We start from the raw sequence: 20,154 nt of genomic DNA, 5'->3' as shown, positions 1-20,154 counted from the left end.
TGAAGTTTTTATTAAGAGTTGAGGTGTCGTAAAACTGGCACAATTTTGTGATGAATTCTTAATCACTCCGCAATCTTAGGCACCTAATCTGGTCCGGTGGTATGCAACTTATCTGTCTGTCCAACCGGGTCAGCCGACCCTATGAAAAGGAGTGTTCAAGCTATGCTTTACGCTAGATTCCAATTGAGAGTGTCGCTGTTGCGACTGCTCATGTTACTCGGGGTGATGATCAGCTCCGCCGCTTTTGCTGGCGAGTATGAGTGGAACCAATCTGCACCTGTTAAAACGCCACTTCCTGGCAATGCCAACGGTAAAACGGTGTTATTTGATGTGTCTCATGGGGCCACGGAAGGAAATGCTGACTGGGTTATTGATGGTGCCTTTTCAGATTTCGCCGACGCGCTGGTTGCGCAAGGCTACTTGGTAAAAGAATACCGGGGCGTGGATTTAAACGGCGACGGCCGCATTCAGTTTGTGGATGATTACAATGACGCCAGTAAGGTCGGCTTGAATGAAGCCGTAATCACCTATGACGCTATCAGCGATGCCGATGTATTGGTATTGGCTGAAACCAACCGTCCATTCAGCGTCGAAGAGTACGCAGCACTAAAGCAATTCGTGGACGCGGGTAAGGGCATTTTCTTTATTGCCGATCATTACGATGCAGACCGTAATCTCAATACCTGGGATGCCACCGAGGTGTATAACGGTTACAACCGTTCTGACCTGAGCAAATACAATTTGCACAATCACTATGGCGATTTACGTAACCCTAAATCGGCCAGCGCAGGTTGGTTGGCAGAAAACTTTGGTTTGCGTTTCCGCTTTAATGCGGTGGATTACAAAAGCGGCGTCAGTGGTATTGTGGCTCCTTCGCAAGTGGAAGGGCTGACCCAGGGGGTTGCTCCGATCCTGATGGCAGCCGGTGCCACCCTGGCCATTACTGACCATACGCGTGCCAAGGGCCTGGTGTATTTCTCTGCCCAGGACAATCCGGTGAAATGGACCCATGCTAAAGATGCAGGCCTGTATTTCGGCGGGGAAGCGGAAGGACCCTATGTTGCCATCTCCAAACCCAGTATGGGTAAAGCGGCTTTTATCGGTGATTCATCGCCCATTGAAGATGCGACGCCCAAGTATCGCCGTCAGGACAGCGGTGCCACCAAGAAAACCTATCCCGGTTGGACTGATCCTGGTCATGCCTCAGTGCTGGCGGTGAATATTGTTAACTGGCTGGCCAATCAGGAAAACTACATTGGTTTTGGCAGTGCCGCGCACCCAGCTGGGGTATTGACCGCCATACCGTTGGCCGATACGGAGAAAACCGATCCCAATAACGGCCAGCCCTGGAGCCAACCCGGCAGTGGTTATAACCCCTGGGACGAAGCAACCTTTGATAACGGCGCTTACGCTGCACCTTGTCCGGTTGGCGGCTGTGATTCTAATGGTAACCCGGATCCTGGTACCATATTGTCTGTTTCCCAGGCCCTTGCCGCTACAGATGGCACAGCATTAACTGTGCGCGGTGTGGTCAGCCAGGAGATTAACGGTATCTATGGCCTGGAACTAGTGGACAGCAACAACAGCGCCACTGGTATTTATGTCAAGCTGGAAGCGGCGCAGCGCGATGATTTTAACCCGCAACTGAACCCGGCTATTCTAGGGCAGACGCTGCTGGTAACAGGTACGCGTGGTGCCTATATGAGTCAGCCTGGCATTCGTAATGTGACCGACATTCAAATTGCCTCCGCTGCACTGTCTGTCAGCCAGGCGCTGGCGCAGCCGCAAGGCACTGAAGTGACAGTGGAAGGTGTGGTGGTGTCTGAATTAAATGGTATCTATGCGCTGCTACTGGGTGACAGTGCCAGCCCCAGCCAGACCATTAACGTCAAATTGGAAGCCAGCCAACGTAATGATTTCAGCCCACAGTTAAATCCGGCCATTATTGGCAAGACCTTGCGTATCACCGGAAAGCGTGACACTTATATGTCGGGTCCCAGCATTGAGTATGTCACCGACATCCAAATCGTTGGCGACAGCGGCGGCAATAACGGTGGCGGAGATACCGGCGGCGGAGATACCGGCGGTGCCTTAACTGTCAGTCAGGCTCTGGCGCAGCCCAATGGTACCGATGTGGTGGTAGCCGGTGTGGTCAAAGCTGAATTGAACGGCATTTATGCTTTGCTGCTGGCCGACAGCAGCAACCAAAGCATCACTATAAATGTGAAGCTGGAGTCCAGCCAGCGCAGTCAGTTCAGCCCCAATCTGAATCCGGCAATCTTGGGTAAGACGCTGCGTATCACCGGCAGACGTGATACTTATATGTCGGGCCCCAGTATTGAGTATGTGACCCTGATTGAGCAGATTGGTAACTAATATCGGCACAAAAACGGCAGGCTTGGCCTGCCGTTTTTATCTTTATCCTGCTATAAACCGGTAGAAGAGCGCTTATGCTTTCAGCGGATTATTTCGCCGGACTGAGGCGCAACAGTTCACCATTGGGCTGGTCGGTGAGCAAATAAATTGCCCCATCCGGCCCTTGTTCCACATCCCGCACGCGCTGGCCTATGTCCAGTCTTTCTTCATGGCTGACTTTTTCGCCTTCCAGTTCCAAACGGACTAGCTGACTAAATTTTAATGAGCCTACTAACAGATTTCCTTGCCAGTGGCTGAATGAGTTACCGGTATAAAAGGTCATGCCGCTAGGTGCGATGGAGGGGACCCAATAATACAGCGGCTGCTCCAGCCCGTCTTTAACGGTGGAGCCAATTTTACCGCCGCCATATTCCTCACCATAGGTGATCACCGGCCAGCCGTAATTTTTCCCCGCCCTGGCAATGTTGATTTCATCACCGCCCTGCGGGCCATGTTCATGGGTCCAAAGCTCACCGGTAACTGGGTTAAGGGCCGCTCCCTGAAGGTTGCGGTGGCCAAAAGACCAAACCTCTGGCATCGCATAACCCTTATCTATATAAGGGTTATCCGCCGGTACGCTTCCGTCGGTCTGAATTCGCACCACCTTACCTAAATGCGTGTCGAGTGTTTGCGCATCATCGCGTCTGGAGCCGCGGTCCCCCAAAGTGACAAACAAATTGCCCTGGCGGTCGAATATCAAACGGCTACCAAAATGGTATGCACTGTCAATTTTGGGATTGGCGCTGAAAATAACCTTAACATTGGTCAGTTTATCCTCTCCCAGGGTCGCGCTGGCAACAGCCGTACTGCTGTCCTTACCATTCTCAGACGGCTCGCTGAAACTTAGGTAAATGGTTTGATTATGACGAAACTCAGGATCTATCTGTACATCCAGCAAACCACCCTGACCGTAAGCGCGTACCTTAGGCACCCCCTGAATGGGTTGGCTGACCTTGCCATCCAGTCCAACGTAGCGCAAATTACCACTGCGTTCGGTAACCAGCAGCCTGCCATCTGGCAGGAATGTCATGCCCCAGGGGTGGGCCAGACCATCAGTGACTTTTTCCACCTTGATAGCGTGCTTTTCACTATTGATTTGTGTCGCCGCCATACCGACCTGGCTAAGCAACAGGGCAGCCACACAGGCCGCCAAAAGGCTTTTTTTCATGAGATTCCTTAAAGGCGATTATCGCGTCATCAGATACTAGCCAGATTTTTAACCTGGTACACAGCCCGCAGGTTAAAAGTGAAAAAATGCAGGCTGAGTTACCAGGTCCCTAGCATTGGCTTTTGTATGCCCGTATATGCGTGATACAAAATTGGCATAGGCTGTTCAGCATTTCAAATGTGTCTGCAGCTATGCTATCAGTGAGCTCACTAAGCAGATTGGATAACTCCCGCCAATATGCCAGATTAGCCTTGATTATCTGTTGCTCTATTTGTCTGACCTCTGTTGCCAACATGGCTGGGTCGTTAAAACGGCCGTCTATGTCGACCACTTTTAACGACGCTGCAATACTGCGCTTGAGCGTATCTGTGCGGCTGGCGTCGGGGATCACCAGCTTGCTTAAATATAAGTGTTGGTCTGTGCGTTTGACCACTCCAGGCAGAAACTCAGCCAGATCGGCGAGCTGTGCGGGTAATTTCGCAGCATCCGCCACCTGCAACTCATTGGCCAGGCTGATGCTAAGACCACTTTGGCTGGTGAAGTGCAAGGGTATGCTGTAAAGCCAGTTTGCTGAGGTATCGACAAAGCCGTACAGCAAGACACTCAATACAGGATCATCCAGATTGTATTGGGCAAAGACTTCCCTGCCTGCCGGACCGGCTGGGTAGTGACTGGAGAAAAGACGTTTGTGGCTGTTGAACTGGAATCGTGGGGCACCGGTTTGATGATTGGTCAGTTCTGCAATAGGAATAAATACACGCTGCTCGGTATCACAAGGATTGCCGGTCCACTGTGATATTTGCTGTGCTGCGACGCCTAGCACTCTGGATGCAAAGAAGCTCTCCAGCAGAACTTTATTATCCAGCTCTGCTTGCGTGTCAGCATAATAATGTTGGAATTTGTCCTGGTCGCTTCGGGCACTGACCAGCTTTTGGAATACTGCCTTATGGCCTGCCAAAGCAAATAGCGGGTAGCTATCACGCCAGTCCTTAAGCTTATGACAGGTGTTGTATAGTGCCACCAATAGCTGCATTACCCTGACTGCGGAAGGGTTCAGCATCTTGGTCCTGGGCTGCATTTGTAGGTTTAGATGCTTGTCTACCGAAAATTGGTAATCCGAAGCAATAGGCATGGCGGTAAAGGGGATGGCCATACATTGCCCAGCCAATTCGCTGGCATTCTTGAGCCTGACAGACAAGTTGCCGCCGTCTACTATCAATTGCAAGTCAGGGTGTAACTCTGCCCCGCGGTGTTGTAATTCCGCGACCAGCTCTGTGAGTATGCTTTGTGCCGCCGGGTTGTTGCCAAGAACCTCAACCTGGTGAGCGGTATTGGGCACTGAGCTGGCCAGCTTATCTGCATTCACATTTAGCGGATTGAGTGTCGCCGTTGCAGGGTTTGCATCAGACGGGGTTAGTGCCTGTTGCAGGGCTTTAGCCTGACTTTCTGGTAACAACTGCTGGCAAACGTTTATCACCTGCTGTATTTCAACTGCGCTGGCTTTGAATCTGGTTCCGGCAACAATATCCCTGGTTAATTGCTGCAAATAGCCCAGCGCCTGCTGCCCATCACCACTCTGACTGGCTGCCTGGGCTAGCAGCAGGGTAGCTGTCAGATGGTATTGGCTAAGTCCGAGTAAAGGAGGGGCAAATTCCTGCACCGTTGCGGTGTCGTTCTGCGCCATGGCAAGCTGCAACAGCGCAAATCGCTGACCGGCAGATTCTGGCGAGCCATCCAGTTGTAGCGACCGCTTCAGGCAATCCAATGCATCCTCCGGCTTGCCCATTAGTTTGGCATTGGCTGCCATTTGCTCCAGGCAGTATTTTTGCTCAAGGGTAGCCTTTGTAAGCTGCAGGGCCTGCTGAAACTTTAAATAGCCGAGCTGGAAACTGGCTTGATGGGTCAGGCATTGAGCTTCCAATACCAGGCTTTGATAACAGGGATGTGGGTTTTTCTGCTGGTGCTTTTTCAGTAGTTGCAGGGCTTTTTTATATTTTCCCTGACCAACCAAGGATCTGGCACTGTCCAGTTTATCTTGCATATTGGTTACCCCAGAACAATGCTTTGTTGCCTGATAATAGTGCGTAAACCCAATATGTTGACCCAGACGCAGTGACGTTGGCAAGTTTGCTGTCGGGCTAAACAGGCCGTCAAATGCCAGGGCCGATAACAAAAACGCCTCATATGAGGCGTTTTTGTTAACCAAAGGCCAGAATCAAGCGATTCTGCTGCCCCATAAATCGTATTCGTCCGAGTGCTCGATCATCACCCGCACCAGATCGCCAGCCTTGAGTTCGGTATCGCCATTCAAATACACCACACCGTCAATTTCCGGGGCATCGGCGTAGGTTCGGCCGATGGCGCCTTCTTCGTCCACCTCATCAATCAGTACGTCCATTTCGGTGCCGATACGTTTAGTCAGCTTGGCAGTACTGATGGCCTGCTGTTTTTGCATAAAGCGCTCATAGCGTTCTTGTTTCAGTTCTTCTGAGACAGGATCAGGCAGATCGTTTGCGGCAGCACCCTCGACGTCGGAATACTTAAAGCAGCCAACCCGGTCAAGCTGTGCCTCATCCAGGAAGTCCAGCAGCATCTGAAAGTCTTCTTCGGTTTCACCCGGGAAACCAACAATAAAGGTGGAACGTATTACCAGCTCAGGACAGATTTCGCGCCAGGCCTTGATGCGCTCTTTGGTGCGCTCAGCCGCAGCCGGGCGTTTCATCAGCTTAAGAATACGCGGGCTGGCGTGTTGCAGCGGGATATCCAGATAAGGCAGAATTTTCCCAGCGGCCATCAGTGGGATCACTTTGTCCACCGAGGGGTAAGGATACACATAATGCAAACGTACCCAGATACCCATCTCGGCCAGTTTTTCGCACAGCTCGGTCATACCGGTTTTAACCGGCATACCGTTCCAGAAGCCGGTACGGTTTTTCACATCCACACCATAAGCACTGGTATCCTGGGAAATCACCAACAACTCTTTCACGCCAGCCGCCTGTAAACGCTTGGCTTCATCCAGCACTTCGCCCACAGGACGACTGACTAAATCGCCACGCATGGACGGGATAATGCAGAAGGTACAACGGTGATTACAGCCTTCGGAAATTTTCAGGTAAGCAAAGTGACGGGGGGTCAGCTTGACACCGTGATCCGGCACCAGATTAACAAAAGGATTGTGCTCGGGTTTGGGCAGGTAGTCATGTACCTGCTCCACCACGGTTTCATAAGCATGCGGGCCGGTAATGGCCAGCACATTGGGATGCACTTCGCGGATTTCATCTTCTTTGACACCCAGACAGCCGGTCACAATGACCTTGCCGTTTTCGGCCAGCGCTTCACCTATGGTATCCAGAGATTCCTGTACGGCAGAGTCGATAAAGCCACAGGTGTTGACGATAACCAAGTCGGCATCGTTGTAGGTATTCACCACATCATAGCCTTCGGTGCGCAGTTGGGTCAGGATTCGCTCGGAGTCCACCAGGTTCTTAGGGCAACCCAGGGAAATAAAACCGATCCGGTTACCGCCGCTGATCTCGACTTCCTGTCCCTGTTTGGCTTGTTCGGCCAAGACTTTTTTTGGGGTATCCAGTGTCGTGGTCTGGTTCGGGGTATAGGTCTCTACGGTCATATTGTCTCGCTGGCTAGAAGGCTAGGGTAACGGCCCGCTGAGTGGGCCGCAAAAAGTCGGCGGATTATACACAAAGCCTTGGGCAATGGCAGTAGGGTAGCTTAAAAAATGCACAGTTTCTGTGTTGTTTTACCTGAAATCTTATGGTGCCCCGGCGGGCGCCAGCGTCTGAAGTGGCACATCAATATAGCTTTGACTATGCCATTGCAATTGCAGCGGCTGTTTGCCATCTTCCGCGGTTTCCAGGCTGACATCCTGGCCCGTGCCCATATTGACCTGAGCAGAGGCATTCTTGTTCACATTCAATACCACCAATAAACGGCTGCCTTTCGCCAGCTTTCGGCCGGTCATACGGGTCTGTGAGAAAGGAATATGGGCTGGCTTGCCTGGGGTTAGCAATTGCCTGTGTTGTCTGTCCTTGGCATAGCTGGCCCGGCCGATACTGTAGCTTAAGTGAAATAAACGACCATCCGGCATTTGCTGATAGAAGGTCAGGCCATAGTCAACATCATGCTTGTTGATGGTCACTACCAGTTCCCCGGAAAAACTACCGGCTATTTGCATGTCCTGAGTAAAAGGTGGGCTGACAAACAGCAAGCCGGTTTGGTCATCCAACTGGTCGCGAATAATCGGCCAGGGGTAAGCATCGGTGTTATTGCTGCTGGTGCGGTCGGCCAGATCCACTTGTTGTTGTAAGGTCTGCTGCGTTGCTTGTTGTTCACTGAGCAGGAAACCTTTATCTGTTTGCTGGTTAGACAGGTAATAGCGCGTTGAGGATTCATGCAAGGCCGCCAATGAAGACGCATAACGCCAGCTGTTATCCCCCATTAATTGGTAGGTAATCTTATCCTTCAGCAGGGCTGGGCGTGGAGCGGCCTTCATCACATAATCAAACCAGCCAAAGGTTAGTTTGTTCCTGTCAATATGGGCAACCTTGTCCAGGGAGTAGCCTCGCAGCGGGTCGCTGAGCGAGAAGGTATGGTCATATGGGCCAATCAGCCAATAATGTTCGGCATCCGGACGATATTTAAGATGTTCATGGTAGTAATACAGCGCCGAAAAATTGCCATCATCGTAATAGCCATTTAAGGACAGGACCGGAATGTTGATATTGGCAAAATCCTCGCCGTGAGGCTGCATGGCCTGCCAATATTCGTCATAGCCCGGGTGAGCAAGCCATTTATGTAACCAGGGGTTAGCCTGACCGGCCAGTTTGTCCAGCTCGGCAAACGCCTTACCGCTTGAGTACCACTGGTTCATCAAGCTCCGCCATTTGCCCGGATCTGCATATTGGCTGTTATCCAGCCTTTTGTTGTTGGTGACATAAAAGGGCCATTGGTAGTTGGCGGTGATATACACGTTATTTTCATAGGGCAGTCCCTGGGCCGGGTTATTCGGTACAAAGGGCACGATGGTCTTTAACCCGCTGGGCATGTATTTGGCGGCGGCCCACTGGGTAAAACCCAGATAACTGCCACCGTACATGCCCACTTGCTGGTCACTCCATGGCTGCCGGGTAACCCAGCTAATTACGGCCGCTGCGTCCTGTCCGTCAAACTGGTAAGGCACAATGCTGTTCGGGCTTAAGCCTTTACCACGGCTATCCACAATCAGGCCCACATAGCCATAAGTCACGGCGGTGGCGGCCTCGCGCAGATTGGCCATTTCGTCACTGTAGATGCTCATTTGCATGGCCGTGGGCATCGCTTTCTTCCACTGTCTGCTACGCACCAGTATCGCTGAAACCTTGGCATCCCCTGTGTCTATCAGTAAATTGTCCTGCACCCAAAAACGGCGCTTGTATTCGTCTTTCAGCCAGGTTTTAGCTTGGGGCAGCAGAGCTTGATAAACATAGAAGTCCTGTAGCTCGGTGGCCAGGGCCCTGGCTGTGCGAGAATGCGGCGATACCGTTTCAGTCTGCATGTTTTGCAGTAAATACAGCAGTCGGCTCAGCCCCATATCCAGGTCATAACCGCTTAGTCTGCTGATATGGATAAACTCGTTATCTGATAATGCTGCGACATGCTGTTTGAATACGTTGTGCCAATGGTCGTGCTCTTTTGGATGTTGCCTGGCAGCCAGATAGACTTGGTAGGCGAAGGCAGACCAGGCAGGCTGACCGGTAGCCAGTGCATCAATATCCGCGCTTAAACGCTGGCCACTTAACAACCTGAGCTTTTGTTGTTCTTCAGTGCTCAGCGAACCTTTCTGCCCGCTAAGTAACTCTGTGGCAAGTTGCTGCTGCCACTGAATAAAGGCTGGGCTGTTAAGCACCTGTGCCAACTGTTGTTTGTTCTGTACCTCCAAGTGTTGTTGGGGAGCGGCGTTTAATATCGGGCAGATGTGCAGTAGCACCAGTAACAGCCAGTATGGCAAATAAATGTGATGACGTTGCATGTGGTTCCTTATTGATGGGATGACTACAGCATGCCGAGCAGCCGTTCAGACTGCATGATAAAAAGGTGATTTAAGGTGACTAAAAGTGACTTGGCGCCAGTGCGGTGATACCTTTCCTCGCCAATAACAAGGATACACTCGCCCTGTGACAGACAATGCGTTGGAAGATTGGACAATTTGAATTTTGTGACAGCAAGCAACAACTGATTGACGACGGCCAGGTTGTGCAGTTAGAGCCAATGCTGGCAGAAGTACTGGGGTATTTTTGCCGCCATCCCGGCGAAATTATTTCCCGTGATAGTTTGATTGAACAGGTATGGCGCGGGCGCATTGTGACCGATAATGCTGTCAATCGGGTCATTGCAAAATTACGCAAGGTGTTGGGGGACTCATCAACCCAGCCTAAGTTTATCCTGACCTTACCCAAAAAAGGTTATCGGCTGATTATTGAGCCAGTGGCAATGGACAATAGTCCCATGCCGGTTGTTGAGCGGTCCGTTGCAGAACCGCCTTCATCCCGTCAGCGCTCGTATCTATGGCTGTTTTTACCGCTGTTTCTGCTTGTCCTGTTGGGGGGGATTTATATCGACCTGACGCCTGATGCTCAGGTCGTGCAGGTGGAAGCGATCACCCATGAAGGTGGGCAGGAATACTTTCCGGCAGTGTCAGCCGATGGGCGGTATCTGGCTTTTTCTGAACGTCGACCAACTGCCATGACCTTGCAGCTTAGTGATCTTCAGCAGCAAAAAACCGTCAGACTCAGCAGTGAGAACGGCTGGAGCGGGCCGGCCGATTGGTCACATGATGGTTCACAACTGGTGTATCTGCATACCGACAATACTGATTGTCAATATATCCTGGTCACACTAGATGGCTTGGAAATCAAGGACCAGAATGTCATCTACCGCTGCCCCGCTGGCAGCTTTGGCAAAATGTTGTTTAGCCATCAGCCAGGCCAAATGTTGCTGGCTGAGCGGGCAAACAGTGATGCTCCCTATCTTTTATACAGCCTGAACAGCCTAACAGGTGACAAGCAGTTATTGCCCCAGCCAACCCCTGTTCTGGCTGGAAACAGCCAGTTTGATTTGCATCCCAAACAGGATTGGTTGCTTATTTCCAGCCCGGATGGCGAGTTGCAGGAAAGTTTTTACAAACTGGATCTGAATACCGGTGGACTCAGTTTGCTATTTAGTCTGGATGCCTATGTATGCTGCGCTGTCTGGGATCATAATGGACAAAGCATTGTGATGATGAGTGCTCCGCCGTCCAATCAACTTCTACGATTTAGTCTGGATGGTGCTAAACAGCAGGTTGTTTATAGCGCCACCCATAGTATTGCCACGCCGATGCGACATCCCAATGGCGCGGATTACTTGTATTCGGGCGGGCAAATCAACCGGGATATTGTGATTCGTGGATTGGCTGACGACAGTCCCCTGACAACCTTAGCTGACAGCAGTCTGGATGATAGTCTGCCACGTTTGTCACAAGACGGTCGGTATCTGGCCTATGTCACCTTAACGGGCGGTAAGCAACAAGTATGGCTTGTAGAGCTTGCCTCCGGTCAGCGTCGCAGATTAAGCCATTTCGACAGGCCTGAGTTTTTAACGCAAATGGCCTGGTCCGCAGATGGCAGGCGGTTGGCGCTGGCAACACTGAACAGCCTGTTTGTTATCGAGGTGGCAAGCGCTAAAACGCACAAGCTTGCACTTCCTGCGGCGCGCATTAGTGCCATATCCTTTGTTGATAACAGTATCCTGGCCTTTAGTCAGCAACAACAGGGGCGCTGGCAACGTTTCCACTACTTGTTTACCAACCAGGTCGTTGAGCCACAAGACAGCCAGACCTGGGCTAAAGCCTATCACGCCACGGATCCCGCAGATAACTTGTGGCAGGACCAACAGCAGCGCTGGTTCCATGGTGACGAAGCGTCAATTCAACCTTTACCTGTCAGTAATATTGGCCTGTACCGCGCAAAGAAAGTAGGGTACAGCCTGTTCTATCTGACGCGAACGGCTGATGAATACCAGGTGATTCAGTACCAACTCAAAAGTGACCAGCAACAAGTGCTGATCAGCAGTCCTGACTCGGCCGGGATACCCGACTTTGATGTGGTTGGTCAGCATTTGGTGCTGTCTTTGCCACAAGGGCACAATGTTGATATTTATCAGGTAAAGACCCGTCCTTGATGTGGTTGAATATTTACGCGGTAGTGATTGTTGGGCGTCAATGCCAGTAAAATTGATTACACTGGCCAAAATGCAGATAGATGGATATGACAGGATGCTGCGCATTGCCCTGATTTTAATGTTGGTTGCGACGATATCGCCCATCGTTGCAGAACCTTTGTCACCTTGTGATAAGGTCGAAGGGCGGCCCTGTATCGCACTGGTGCTGGGTGGTGGTGGCGCACGCGGTGGTGCACACCTTGGTGTGATTCGCGAGCTGGAAGCCCGGCAGATCCCTATTGATCTAGTAGTGGGCACCAGTATTGGTGCTTTTGTCGGTGGCTTGTATGCGTCGGGTAAAAGTCCGGATGAGATTGAAGCCATATTGCGCGATCTGAACTGGGGCGAAGGTTTTCGTGACCGGGTGTACCGGGACGAAATGCCGATGCGCCGCAAGCAGCAACGTGATGACTTTCCTATCCATCTTGAATTAGGGGTTGGGCCGGATGGCGTCAAACTGCCCAGAGGCGTATTAGCCGGACAGGCCATGGCAGACCTGGTAGAGCAGGCCTTTGGCGTCCAGTCTGATTTGATTCATTTTGATCGCATGCCCATACCGTTTCGGGCTGTAGCCACTGATTTAACCAATCGCGATGAAGTCGTGTTGGAAAAAGGCAGTTTGCTGGCGGCTGTACAGGCATCCATGTCGCTGCCCGGCGTATTAAGGCCGATGAAACTGGATGGCAAACTGCTGGTGGACGGTGGTGTGGCCAATAACTTACCTGTTAGTGTCGCCAAAGCACTGGGAGCCGATCGGGTTATTGCGGTGGATATTGACGGGCCGCTAAAAAATGCTGAACAACTGGATTCAGCCTTTGCCATTACTGAGCAACTGACCAGTTTTCTGGTACGTCAGGGCGTGCTCAGGCAACTCAGTCTGCTAAGCGAACAGGATGTGCATTTGCGCCCGGACGTCGAGGATATCAGTACCTTGGATTTCGCCAGCCTCGGCCAGGCTATCACAGCCGGTATACGTGTTACCCAACTGCATGGGCAAGAGTTACAAGATTTCAGTCAGGAATTGCACAGCTATCAGCGATGGCAGACCGGGCACAGGCTGACCCAGGTACCGGATCTGCATATCAACCGCCTGATCCTCGATAATCAGAGCCTACTAAATGATGAAGTACTGCTTGAGCGCTTGGGCTACAGGGACGTACAAGGCCTGGATTCAAAGCAGCTTAGGGAAGGCATCCGCAGTATGTATGGCCTGGATACCCTGGAAAGGGTGTCCTATCAGCTTTATCACACCGATGAGAATGAAACCACCATGGTGCTTAAGGCGGAAGAGAAAAGCTGGGGACCCGGTTATCTGAACTTTCGCTTCTGGCTGGAAGATGATTTTCGCAGTAACCGTCACGTGCAGCTTGGGGCTTCTTACACCCTGACAAACTTGTCCAAGCTAGGTGCCGAGTGGCATTCAGAGCTGGCCCTTGGTACCGACAAATTACTCAGCTCCGAGCTGTACTGGCCGCTGTTTTCCAGCCAAACCTTTGTTAGCACAAAACTGCTAAGAGAGACCAGTTTGCTGGTGGTGGAAGACAGTCGTGGTTTGTCGTTGGGGGATTTTTATAACGAAGAAACCTTGCTAAGCCTGGTAGCGGGCTGGAATTTATCTGACCATGCGACCTTGAGTGGTGGCTGGATAGATAAAAAGGGCAGTTATCGTCTGCCGTCCGGTCTGGCCGATGAATTTGGTTTTAACCGCCTGCACTACAACCGCCAGGGCCCACAACTGCGTTTTATCTGGGATCGCCTCGACAATAGCGCCTTTCCTACCCGTGGTTTTAAGATTGTGGCGCAGCAACAGTGGTTAAACGACAGCTTTGCCAATCAGCACTCAGACAGTATTAATCAGTCCTGGGAACTGGTGGCGGCACGACAATGGCAGGCGCACTTATTCAAGACCCGCTGGCGTTTTGAAGAGTATCGTTCTAACGGCGGTGATATTGCCCTGGAGCAATATTCCCTGGGCGGCTTATTTAACCTGTCCGGATACCCTAAGAACTACTTGTTCGGCCCTAAAATTCAGTTTGGCAGTTTGATATACATGCATAAGTTGCATGAAGATAAGTTTGGCTTCTTTAATTCACCGCTGTACTTAGGCGTGTCGCTGGAGCGCGGCAGGGTCGAAGATAACTGGCTGCAACCCGATATCAACAATCTTGCGCCCTGGATTTGGGCCGGCAGCATTTTTGCCGGTTGGGACAGCCCCATCGGCCCGGTATTTCTGGGCTATGGTCAGGCCGAAGCGGCTTATCAGGATAAGGCCTATCAAGTGTATTTATCCCTGGGGCAAAGTTACTAACCCAATGGCGTAAATTGGCGTGGCATTGTGAATAATTCCACTGGCATTCAAGTATTTTCAGCCATACTATGAGGGTTGATCCTGTATTTTTTGGTTGTAGTGTGCGGTCGAGCCGATGGAAAAAGAAGAGTTAAACCATTACGAAGCACTCAATGTGCTGATTATCGACGACCAGCCCATGGTTCACGATACCCTTAAATCCACGCTTTATGACCTTGGTATTCGTAATATCAAGTTTGCTGAAAATGCTTATTATGGTTTGCGGCTTTGCGAACAGACCCGCTTCCATGTGGTCATTTGTGCCTTTAACGTCAAAAGTGACAAAGACGGTTTCCATCTGCTGGAAGAACTTAAATTCAAAGGTCACGTCAGCAAGCGCACCGTGCTTATCTTTCTTAGTGCAGAAACCGATGAGAGCCTGGTTAACAGCATAGTGGAATTACAACCCGACGATTTTTGGGTCAAGCCCTTGTCGCCAGCGCAGGTGAATAAACGCCTGCCGCATGTGCTGGAAGTGAAAAAGAAACTGTATAACGTCAATGAAGCCATTGATAACCGGGATTTCTCCAAGGCTATTTACTTTGTTGAACGTCATCTGCTGAATCCTGAACTGGCAAAATATCATATGCAACTTCGGCGCATAAAAGGGGAATGCTTACTGGCCATTACCGAGTTCGCCGAGGCAGAGCGCTACTTTGGTGAATTGCTGGAACAAACTAAGATGTCCTGGGTGTATCTTGGCTACGTCAAGGCGTTGCTGAAACAAGACAAAATGGATGAAATCCAGGAATTGTTGACGCAGATGACCGACAAAGCCGATACCCGCTTTGCCACCTATGATTTGCTGGCACAGTATTTTATCGACCATCAGGATTATGAACGCGCCTATGAAGAAATTAAAAAGGCGGCGGCGCTGTCACCACGCAATATTGAACGTAATAAGAAGCTTTGGGATCTGGCCCGTCTGACCCATGACCATGAAGGACAGTACAAAGCCACTCAGGCCATGGCCAAATATGCCAAAAACTCGGTGCATGATTCGCCCATGTTGATGCTCAACGTAATCCGCTCAGGGATTGATCTGGCCTGTACCTTAAGTGGTGAAGCATCGATGCGGGTGTTGCGACAGGCCGAGCGATATGTCACGGAAATGGAAAAAGGCTACCCTGATATCGGCCAGTTCAAAGAACAGCTAGTGGTGGTCAGGGCGCGACTGCATACAGCTAAAGACGAACGTCAACGGGCAGAACGCCTGATTGATGCCCATGTGTCTATTCGCCCCACGCCGTCGGTTGAGGACAATCTGGATAAGGTCAAAGTCTTTCACGAGCTGGGCCGACGTGAAGAAGCGGTATCGCTGCTGGATGCGGTGCGTAAACAGATTTCTGGCGACAGCCTGGCCAGCCAGGTCGTAGGTAAATATATCGAACAGGAAACCAGCGAGCGCAGCGAAATCCATTTCACCCCCAAGCAGCTTAACGCCATGGCTGTGGAGCTGTTTAAACGCAATAAGATGGTACCGGCCTTACAATCGCTGGAGCAGGCACTACAACTGACGCCGAAAAATGTACGGGTGTCGCTGAGTATTCTCAAAGTGCTGCTGGCCATTCATCAGCAGGAAGGGCTGGATGAAGATCAGAAGGAACTGGCACAGCGCACCTTTGAAATTCTGGCGAAAAGTACCCTGGATGAAAAACAACAGGGCATTTTCAGCGACTTTAAACAGGAATTAGGCACTGTGGTAGGCATCGCCCACTAATGGTCTTACAGTAAGCTGTTTATTGACGTCGACACTTTGGAAAAGCTGATTTTACCACAGAGGCACAGAGAACACAGAGCTCTGGACTCATGACAGCTCTCTGTGCCTCTGTGGTTGTTGAAATTTATTGCGTTGAATTGTTTTGTCCATTTTGCGGCAGGGATAGCAGCCAGTTACAGACTTTCTTATGTACCCGCTGTTCGGTCAGCATGCCAATATGGCTCATGGCATACAGCTTTATCTGCCGGGCTTTGGGTTGCATGGCGTTAGCCAGTGGGTAAACCACCAAATCATTGTAAGAGCCCAACGTCATCAAAGGTATATCTGGTGCCAGACTGGCCAGATTGGGTAGTGCTTTAAGGCCCGGACTGTTGGGGTGAAACAGTTGTTTCAGCCAGGGCAGGGCAAAATCGCCGACAATGGCAGTACCTTTATGCGGTGTGCCCAGGGTAGAAATGGAAGCCAGATATTTTTCGTCCTCCGGGTGTGCTTTCAGCAGCATACGGATCACCAGTCCCCCCATGGAATGAGCAACCAAATGCACTTTCTCGTCAGGTCCTGTTATACGTTGCAGGATCCTATGCAGGCGTTGCACATAACGTTCCACCGGAGTGTAGGGCTTGCCAAGGTTAATGCTGTAAGTACGAAATCCGGCATTTTCCAGATACTCCCTGAATCCCCAGAAGCAGTTGCCATTCATATGCAAACCATGGATGAGTAAGACTTTCTGCCCCGGCTCGGCATATAAAGGTTTCAGGCCATGTCTGTTTTTGCTGACTAAATACCAGCTCAGCATAACCAGGGTACGGATGATTTGCACAAACATCAGTACACTACCAACGAACCCCAATGCAGCATAAGATTTGCCGGTGAGTTTGTAGTAACGGCTGACCTGCCATTGCAACAATATGTAAGACGAACCGTAAAAGGCCAGTATCAGGGCCAGTAAAATCAACAAGTAAAGCAACCAGGCATCCATGTTCCAACCGTCACTGCGCACCAGGCTTTGGTAGATAAACGCATTGAATCAAATCGGCGCTAAACTGGCAATTCTAATCACTCTGTGAACATAATGTAGAAGCCTGGGGTGAATTGTGAAGAACATGGCCGACACCGTTGTTTTCCATATTGCTGTTTTAACTATTGCCACCCTGGCATTTTATCTGTTTATTTTTCTTCTCCCCAAACAGCCCAGAAAACACCAACATAAAGCGCTGATTTGTTTTCAGTATGCCTTTGTACTGAGTTTTGTTGCCTTTGTAGGCTATACGTTGAGATATCTGCAGTGGCAGGCGTTGTCGGTTGGCATGGTGAATTTTTTCCTGCTCGCAGCCTTCTATCTGTTTTATCAGGGAGTCAGGTTACGATTTAATGCGTCGTTGAATCGTCGCGGTGGCTTGTTGGTGGTTTTGCACTTGCTGCTGTTTCCGGCATTGGCATTGTGGCTGTGGTATGCCGGAGATCCTGGGCACTTACGCGATATCTCTGCCTTTATCAATCACAGTGTGCCGCTGTTACTGGCGCAGCGTTTCTTGTTTGTACGCCGTCAGGCACACAACGGAGGAGACCGCTTAATTCAGCTCACCCTACTGATGATTTGGATGTTGGTGCTGGTTGCCATGCCCTTTTATGACCTAATGGTTAATCCGGTAGGGGGTATATTACCTGTGGTCACGTTGTTGGCGTTAACGCTGGAGTGCCTGCTGTTTGCTGGTGTCGCCATGAGTTATATTCATGACCTGTTTGATAAGCTTAAAGAGCAGGCCTATACCGATAATCTGACCGGTCTTAAGAATCGCCGCTTCTTTAAACGTATTGTGGCCAGTGTCTTTTCATCTGCCAGCCGTTACCAGTTCAATGTTTGTGTGATTCTGGCCGATATCGACGATTTCAAAAAGCTGAATGACGAGTTTGGTCATAGTGAAGGAGATCAGGCTATTAAAGCTGTAGCCCAGGTGCTTAAGGAGACTGTCAGAGCCGAGGACGTGCTGGTTCGTTTTGGTGGGGAAGAGTTTCTGATTCTGGCACCCAATACCAGTATGGAGATGGCATCGTTGATGGCGCAGCGGATGCGTGTTCAGGTGGCAGAGCGCTGTGTATCCAAGTCTGTCAGAACCATAACCTTAAGTATTGGTGTCAGCCAGGTATATAGTCTGGAAGACCTGGAAGCAGCAATAGTTCGCGCCGATTCCGCTATGTATCAGGCCAAAAAACTTGGTAAAAACCGGGTGGAAATCGCCCAGATATCTGAACAACAAATAGTGAATAAGCCATTACTGCAACCATCCAGATAACACCAGCGTGCTTTGGCGTTATCTGGTTGTTTTTCAAGTTTCAATGCGCTTTAGTTTTCCATGCCAAATGGCAAACTATGGTAACTGCAGGTCAGGTTGCTTTGCTGTTGAGCGTGATTGAAATGCGTATCTTCACTGGGCATCAGTACGATGGCAATATCTCCTTGTTGCCAGCGAAGCGGCTCTGTGGCGCCGCAAGCCTGACGCACTGTGTTGCGCCATACACCATCCTCGTTGGCTTCAAATGGCTGTGGCTGAGCCAGGGTAAAGTCCAAGCTTTGGGTTTTATCGTTATAGCCGACTTTATCGCCATGAGTCAGATAGTGGCTCATACCCACCACCTGGCGTTTTGAGCCTTGCAATTTATAAATACTGTGGGCCAGGTCCACAATAAACACACCACCTTGGCCTATGACCTGCATAGCAAGATCGTTGTTCTGCCAACCGACCAGCAAGGCCGTGGTTTCATCGACACCAAAACCGAAGCGGCTGCTTGTTTGTGCCGCCAATAAGGTTAGCCTGGCTTCTCTGTCACGCTCTGAAAAATGTGTGTCCAGAATACCTAGCTGGAAAAGCCCGGTTCCGCCCAGCGCTCGGTAGGTCAGATCGCCGCCCATCAGGCCGTTTATGCAAGGACTGTGACTGGCGCAGGACTCGGGTGGTGGTGCCGCGGCAAATGCACCTCGTTTAAATGCCGTTTCTGATGTACCGCTGCTGATCATCGGCACGGGTCTGCCTGAGAATACGCTGCCTGATTGCACCGCCGTGCCGGCGCTGGTGCCACCGACCACCATCAGGTTAGCGGCAAGTCGTTGTTTTATCACTGTCAGTTCCGGGCTATCTGCACCATTTGGCAGGGTCAGAGCCGCCAGGGTACGGCTTTGATCGCCACCATTGAAAAACACCCCCTGTACCTGACTTAACTGTTCCAGCATCAGCTCGGGATGCTGGCAAAAGTGCTGTTGCTGCTGGGTACGCTCAGGGTAAATGGCTTCGCGGTTGTAACTGCCATTGTGTGCGCGCACGGTGCTTAGCTGTTTACAGCCGGGTAACCCCAGAGCTTCCAGTGCCCGGGCCTGTTGGTAGCTTTGGTCCAGTGGTAACCACAAGACATCGGCACCGGCCTGGGTAAATACCGAAGTATAAAAATCTGCGGATTCAAAGGGATCGCGACTGGACGCTGTTATAACAGCTATTTTGGCCTTGCCGTGCGTGGCTGATGGGCTTCTGCTTTGGGCCATGGCGACAAAATGCTGGTAAATGCTCAGGGCGGATTGATTACTGTTGTTGGCCAGATCCACCCGTTCTTTTTTGCGTTGGCCGTGGCTGTCTGTTTGCGCCACTTCCAGATAATCCAGCATGGCATCAAACAAGATGGCGGGAATCTCATCATAGAAAATGGCGCCGTTGATATGCTGGAACTGGGTGCGGTCAAAGGCATCGCGAAGTTGTGTTCGGGTCAGCAGTTTATCCTGCTGGCGTGAATAAATATGCTGTATTACCCGGCTGAAATCCTGCCGATAATTTTCGCTTTGCTGCAAAAAGGGCGGGGCAGCATACAGGGCGGTTAGCCGATTTGGTGAAAATTGATACAGGTTCTGCTGCTTGTCCTGTTCATCAAACCGGGCAGTCAGACAATTTTTCTGGCTCAGGCTGGAGCAGGTTTTCAGGCCGCCACCCACCAGCATAAGCTGATGTTGTTTTGCATTTAACTTGATGCTTTCCTGTGTTTTAGTCTCTTTTTCGCTGCCATTGGCGGCATGTACCTCGATGTTGCTTAATGCAAACAAAAGTATTAAAGAGGCGAATCTTTTAGCAGATATGCTCATTTTATTTAGTTAAATTTTTGTTGACATGATTTTACGCTACGGGTATCTCTAATTGGGTGTCAAATATTAATTGTTCCTTCAGACGACCGTCTGATACTGAATAAATATTGACGACTTATTAGCCA

Annotated in this window: 11 protein-coding genes; 5 read left to right on the top strand and 6 right to left on the bottom strand. The window is 50.6% G+C overall.

What is annotated here, in order from left to right; translation table 11 throughout:
* Positions 1-162 precede the first annotated feature (162 nt).
* On the top strand, positions 163-2,376 hold the full coding sequence (locus ABD028_RS07210; protein ID WP_343843508.1) for a DUF6359 domain-containing protein: 2,214 nt from the start codon (positions 163-165) through the stop codon (positions 2,374-2,376).
* Between the two features lie 88 nt (positions 2,377-2,464).
* Here the strand turns inward: ABD028_RS07210 and ABD028_RS07205 are convergent, their stop codons facing one another.
* From ABD028_RS07205 to ABD028_RS07190, 4 genes are all read right to left on the bottom strand, one after another.
* On the bottom strand, positions 2,465-3,583 hold the full coding sequence (locus ABD028_RS07205; protein WP_343843505.1) for a PQQ-dependent sugar dehydrogenase: 1,119 nt from the start codon (positions 3,581-3,583) through the stop codon (positions 2,465-2,467).
* A gap of 109 nt (positions 3,584-3,692) precedes the next feature.
* Complete coding sequence (locus tag ABD028_RS07200) at positions 3,693-5,624, bottom strand: tetratricopeptide repeat protein (RefSeq protein ID WP_343843502.1); 1,932 nt, start codon at positions 5,622-5,624, stop codon at positions 3,693-3,695.
* 174 nt (positions 5,625-5,798) lie between these two features.
* Positions 5,799-7,214 carry a 30S ribosomal protein S12 methylthiotransferase RimO gene (gene rimO, locus ABD028_RS07195; RefSeq protein ID WP_343843497.1) on the bottom strand — a complete coding sequence of 472 codons (1,416 nt, stop codon included), beginning with the start codon at positions 7,212-7,214 and terminating at the stop codon, positions 5,799-5,801.
* Between the two features lie 141 nt (positions 7,215-7,355).
* Positions 7,356-9,611, bottom strand: a complete 2,256-nt coding sequence (locus ABD028_RS07190; RefSeq protein WP_343843494.1) for a CocE/NonD family hydrolase — start codon at positions 9,609-9,611, stop codon at positions 7,356-7,358.
* A gap of 155 nt (positions 9,612-9,766) precedes the next feature.
* Here ABD028_RS07190 and ABD028_RS07185 point away from each other — a divergent pair, with 155 nt between their 5' ends.
* The 3 genes from ABD028_RS07185 (at position 9,767) to ABD028_RS07175 (ending at position 15,906) form a co-directional block, all read left to right on the top strand.
* Complete coding sequence (locus tag ABD028_RS07185; RefSeq protein ID WP_343843492.1) at positions 9,767-11,800, top strand: winged helix-turn-helix domain-containing protein; 2,034 nt, start codon at positions 9,767-9,769, stop codon at positions 11,798-11,800.
* Positions 11,801-11,840: 40 nt separating this feature from the next.
* Positions 11,841-14,147: a patatin-like phospholipase family protein gene (locus ABD028_RS07180; protein WP_343843489.1), complete on the top strand. Its 2,307-nt coding sequence runs from the start codon at positions 11,841-11,843 to the stop codon at positions 14,145-14,147.
* 115 nt (positions 14,148-14,262) lie between these two features.
* The gene (locus ABD028_RS07175) at positions 14,263-15,906 is read left to right on the top strand and encodes a response regulator (protein ID WP_102796166.1); all 1,644 of its coding nucleotides are present in this window, start codon (positions 14,263-14,265) and stop codon (positions 15,904-15,906) included.
* 124 nt (positions 15,907-16,030) lie between these two features.
* Here ABD028_RS07175 and ABD028_RS07170 read toward each other — a convergent pair whose 3' ends face one another.
* On the bottom strand, positions 16,031-16,885 hold the full coding sequence (locus ABD028_RS07170; protein ID WP_343843487.1) for an esterase/lipase family protein: 855 nt from the start codon (positions 16,883-16,885) through the stop codon (positions 16,031-16,033).
* A 124-nt stretch (positions 16,886-17,009) separates the two neighbouring features.
* Between ABD028_RS07170 and ABD028_RS07165 the strand changes: the two genes are divergently transcribed.
* Positions 17,010-18,200, top strand: coding sequence for a GGDEF domain-containing protein (locus ABD028_RS07165; RefSeq protein ID WP_343843484.1), 1,191 nt, complete (start codon positions 17,010-17,012; stop codon positions 18,198-18,200).
* A 50-nt stretch (positions 18,201-18,250) separates the two neighbouring features.
* Here the strand turns inward: ABD028_RS07165 and ABD028_RS07160 are convergent, their stop codons facing one another.
* Positions 18,251-19,990 carry a cyanophycinase gene (locus tag ABD028_RS07160; RefSeq protein ID WP_343843481.1) on the bottom strand — a complete coding sequence of 580 codons (1,740 nt, stop codon included), beginning with the start codon at positions 19,988-19,990 and terminating at the stop codon, positions 18,251-18,253.
* Positions 19,991-20,154 lie beyond the last annotated feature (164 nt).

Source organism: Bowmanella denitrificans, from assembly GCF_039522935.1.
In the GTDB taxonomy this organism is placed as follows: Bacteria; Pseudomonadota; Gammaproteobacteria; order Enterobacterales; family Alteromonadaceae; genus Bowmanella; species Bowmanella denitrificans.
This window is presented reverse-complemented; position numbering and strand designations above follow the sequence as displayed.